4 protein-coding genes are annotated in these 3,944 nt (G+C 72.5%); 1 reads left to right on the top strand and 3 read right to left on the bottom strand.

Annotation, left to right across the window (positions count from 1 at the left end; translation table 11 throughout):
- Window positions 1–610 (bottom strand): aminotransferase class I/II-fold pyridoxal phosphate-dependent enzyme (locus AOK15_RS30735; RefSeq protein ID WP_240508675.1); only part of this gene is annotated, 610 nt, incomplete at its 3' end.
- A 201-nt stretch (window positions 611–811) separates the two neighbouring features.
- Here AOK15_RS30735 and AOK15_RS30730 point away from each other — a divergent pair.
- Window positions 812–1,747: a phosphotransferase family protein gene (locus AOK15_RS30730; RefSeq protein WP_055521609.1), complete on the top strand. Its 936-nt coding sequence runs from the start codon at window positions 812–814 to the stop codon at window positions 1,745–1,747.
- 67 nt (window positions 1,748–1,814) lie between these two features.
- Here AOK15_RS30730 and AOK15_RS30725 read toward each other — a convergent pair whose 3' ends face one another.
- Complete coding sequence (locus AOK15_RS30725) at window positions 1,815–2,717, bottom strand: SAM-dependent methyltransferase (protein WP_055521608.1); 903 nt, start codon at window positions 2,715–2,717, stop codon at window positions 1,815–1,817.
- 134 nt (window positions 2,718–2,851) lie between these two features.
- Window positions 2,852–3,944: hypothetical protein (locus tag AOK15_RS30720; RefSeq protein ID WP_055521607.1), on the bottom strand; the 1,093-nt coding region annotated here is incomplete at its 5' end.

Genomic DNA, 3,944 nt, shown 5'->3' with positions numbered 1-3,944 from the left:
CCGGGCGCACCCTGCCGGCCGCGCGCCGCTCGGCCGGCAGGGTGCGCCCGGTGGGGTTCTGGAACGTGGGCACGGTGTAGAAGAGCTTGGGCCGGGTCCGCGTCACCAGCGCGGCCAGCGCGTCGGGGTCGACGCCGTCCGCGTCGCCGGGCACGGCCAGCACCCGCGCCCCCGCGAGCCGGAACGCCTGGAGCGCGGCCAGATAGCAGGGGTCCTCGACGAGGACGACGTCGCCCGGTTCGAGGAGCGCGGTGGCGAGCAGCGACAGCGCCTGCTGCGAACCGGTGGTGACGAGCATCCCGTCGGCGTCGGTGGGCAGCCCCCGGGCGCCGTACCGGGCGGCGAGCGCCTCGCGGAGCGCCGGCTCACCCTCGGTCGTCGCGTACTGAAGCGCGCGCCCGGCCGACCCGGCGAGCACGTCCCGGTAGGCCGCCGCCATCCCCTCGGTGTCGAACAGCTCGGGGGCGGGCAGACCACCCGCGAAGTTGACGACTTCGGGCCGTGAGGTGACGGCGAGGATGTCCCGCACGGGGGAACCCCCGACGGAGGTGACACGCTCGGCGAGGGCCGGCACGAGCGCCGCGGCGGCCCCGTCCGACCCTGCGCGCACTTCGCCCGGAACGATCGAACCTCTGACAAATCCCACGTCGTTTCTGGCCCGCACAGCGTCCACAGCACCCACCCCACACCCGTAGTGGCATATTCAGGGCGGTTCGACTCCGCCCGCGTCCTCACTCTAGAGAGATACATGCCCCTTACATTCACCGATTTCGCCATGCGGACGCGACCCCGTACCCCCTAGGCTGCGCGCATGCTGCCCAGCGTGGACACGAACGACGAACTGGAAGAAGTCGTCGGTGACGAGGCACTGCTGCGACCGGCCGCCCAGGATCTCTGTGCTCAACTCGGTCTCGCCGGCGCGCGAATCGTGCGCTTCCCCGAGGGCTCGTTGCCGGTGTACGCGGTCGGTGACGCCCTCGTCCTGAAGCTCTATCCGGGCTTCGAAGCGGCGGAAGCCGTGCGGGAGGCCCGGCTGTTGTCCCACCTGTGGGGGCAACTGCCGATCCCCACCCCCCGGTTGCAGGCCGCCGACCAGTACAAGAACGGCTGGCGCTTCGTCCTGATGTCCCGGCTGCCCGGCGAGGACCTCAACGAGGCCTGGCCACGTATCCCGAGGGCGGACCAGGAGCGGATCGTCGCGGAGACCGCCGAGTGCCTGGCCGCCCTGCACGCCCTGGATCCGGGCCCGGTGGCCTCCGTCGTCGGGCCGCCCGACTGGTCGCGGTTCCTGGCCGGTCAGCGGGCCGCCGCGGTCGAGCAGCAGGCGAGCGGGGGCCTGCCGGAACCTTGGCTGGAACAGATCCCCGACTTCCTGCGCTCGGTGTTGCCGCTCACCGCTCCCGCCCGGCCGGTGCTGCTCCACACGGAGCTGATGCGCGAGCACCTCACGGTGGACCCGCACGACGATTGGCACCTGACCGGCCTGTTCGACTTCGAGCCCGCCATGATCGGCGCGCCGGCGTACGACTTCGTCAGCGTCGGCCTGTTCCTGACCGCCGCCGACCCGGCCCTCCTCAAACTCTTCTACGACGCGTACGGCCGGTCCCCGTTCGACCCCCGGGAACTGATGGCGTACACCCTCCTGCACGTCTACAGCGACCTGAACTGGTATCTGCGCAGGCTCCCGGCCCCGCCCCGCGAGGACCTGGACGCCCTGGCGGAGACATGGTTCGGCACGGGAGGCTGAGCTGAACGGAGACGGGGCGGCCGTCCCCTCTTGAAGAAGGCGAGGCGGCCGCAGGCCCCTCCGGCCGCTAGCCCTTCCTGCCGGTCGCCGCGTACACGTTGATGTCCGCGTCGGTCACGTCGTTGATGTCCCGATAGCGGACCTTCTCGATGTCGTCCAACGCGGCCAGCGTGTGCGGCTCCATCTCGGGAGGCAGCGGCGCGCCCCCCTCGAACCGCCAGTGGTGGACGGGTACGACGCCCGGCTCGTCCACGGCGAGGCCGCTCTGCTCGAAGAACCGCGCCACCTCGTCGCGGGAGCGCAGCACGAAGGTGAACCCGCGCTTGGTGTACGTGTCGCGCACCGCGCGGATCTTCGACGGGTTGAGGTCCTCCGTGAGGTGGGTGAGGACGAGCCGGCTCCCGGCGGGCAGCGCGTCGACCAGTTCGCGTACGACGGGGTAGGCGACCTCGTCCTCGACGAAGTGCAGGAGCGCCACCAGGCACAGCGCGATCGGCTCGTCGAAGTCGAGTGTCCTGGCGGCCTCTTCGAGGATGCGGGCCGGCTCCCGGAAGTCGGCGTCGATGTAGTCGGTGGCGCCCTCGGGCCCGCTGGTGAGGAGCGCGCGGGCGTGCGCGAGGACCACGGGGTCGTTGTCGACGTACACGACCCGGGTGCCGGGGGTGATGTCCTGGGCGATCTGGTGGACGTTCTCGGAGGTCGGCAGCCCGGTGCCGATGTCGAGGAACTGCCGGACACCCTCGTCCTTGGTGAGCGTGGTCACGGCCCGGCGCAGGAAGTCCCGGTTGTGCCGGACGTCGAGGTAGCCGCGCGGGTTGGCCGCCAGCGCCGCGCCGGCCGCCTCGCGGTCCACGGGGTAGTTGTCCTTGCCGCCGAGGAAGACGTCGTAGACGCGTGCCGGGTGCGCCTTGGTGGTGTCGATCCTCCTCCGCAGGTCGGCGGGGTCCTGGCTGAGCGCGTCTGCGGCCATGAAGCCTCTCCTGGGGGTCGTCATTGAACGCACAACAACCTAGTCCCCAAGGGGAGTTCACTACGCCGAATTCCGGACGCCCGCCCGGCCCCGGTCCCCGCCGGCCCGCCCTGGTGCCCGCCGGCCGCCCCGGCTCAGCCGTCGTCGCCGAGGGTCGTGCCCTCCTTCACCCACTGCTTGCCGTGCAGCGGGAACTCGTAGGCCGGACGCCCGTTGTTGCCGCTCGTGCGGAACGGTCTGCCGTCGTCCGTCACCGTCAACGTGTCGCTGCGGGCGCCGGAGGTCCACTTGACCTCCAGGTACCAGCTGACGTCGTACACCGAGGCGTCGGCCAGGATGTAGTACACCTCCGGGTCTGACTCGCTGACGGAGTACGGGAAGTCCCTGCTCCCCGCCGCGGGCTTGACGACGGGCCGGGCGGCGTCGAGGGCGACCGTGAACGACCGGGTCGGCACACCGGCCCCGCACCCGACACCGGGAAACCCCATGACGTAGTCGTTCCAGGGCAGGGGCTGCCGTTTGGCGACCGTGCGGACCTGGACGCTGTTCACGACGACCGTCTCCTTGCCGGTGCCCTGGACGGTGAGCGTCAGGAACTGCCCGCCCGACGAGACCGCCCCGTTCCGCGCCACCCAGGAGGCCGCGTCCGGCTCCGGCGGCGGCCCGTCGACCTCCGCGGGCGGCCGGTTCACCAGATACCGCTGGACGCACGGGCTCTCCCAGCTGTACGGCTCCACCTTCACGGACAGCGGCGGGTCGAGGGACGCGGAGTCACCGCCGCCCGCCCCGGAACCCGTCGGGGTGGCCGCACCGGCGGACGCCGGCGCCCCCTTCCCGTCGCCCTTCGCCCCCTTGCCGTCCTTCGCGCCCTTCCCGTCCGCCTCGCTCCCTGAAGGGGAGGGCGAGGCGTCGGACGAGGGCAGGGACCCCTCCTCCAGCCCCGCCGCGTCCCCGGCGGGCACGTCGTCGAGGGAACGGCGACCGCCGTCGCCCCCGGACTCGTCCGACGGCAGGCTCACCGCCAGCGTGACGGCACCGACCAGCGCGGCGACGGCCACACCCGCGACGAGAGCGAGCCGGGTACGCCGACGCGGACGGGGACGGGGAGCCGTACGGAACGACCCGCCCCCCGGGCCGCCCTCGGCGACCCCGGCCCCGACGACCACGTTCTCGGGCACCGCGCCCCCGGCGGGAACGGCTGCCCCGGCGGCCATGGCCGCCCCGACC

This window comes from Streptomyces ossamyceticus, from assembly GCF_001418475.1.
In the GTDB taxonomy this organism is placed as follows: Bacteria; Actinomycetota; Actinomycetes; order Streptomycetales; family Streptomycetaceae; genus Streptomyces; species Streptomyces ossamyceticus.
Note: the sequence above shows the minus strand (reverse complement) of the source record. Positions and strands in the feature narration are given on the sequence as shown.

Coding starts and splice junctions, on each gene's coding strand:
- AOK15_RS30730 (WP_055521609.1), top strand. CDS start 812: ATGCTGCCCAGCGTGGACACGAACGACGAACTGGAAGAAGTCGTCGGT.
- AOK15_RS30725 (WP_055521608.1), bottom strand. CDS start 2,717: ATGGCCGCAGACGCGCTCAGCCAGGACCCCGCCGACCTGCGGAGGAGG.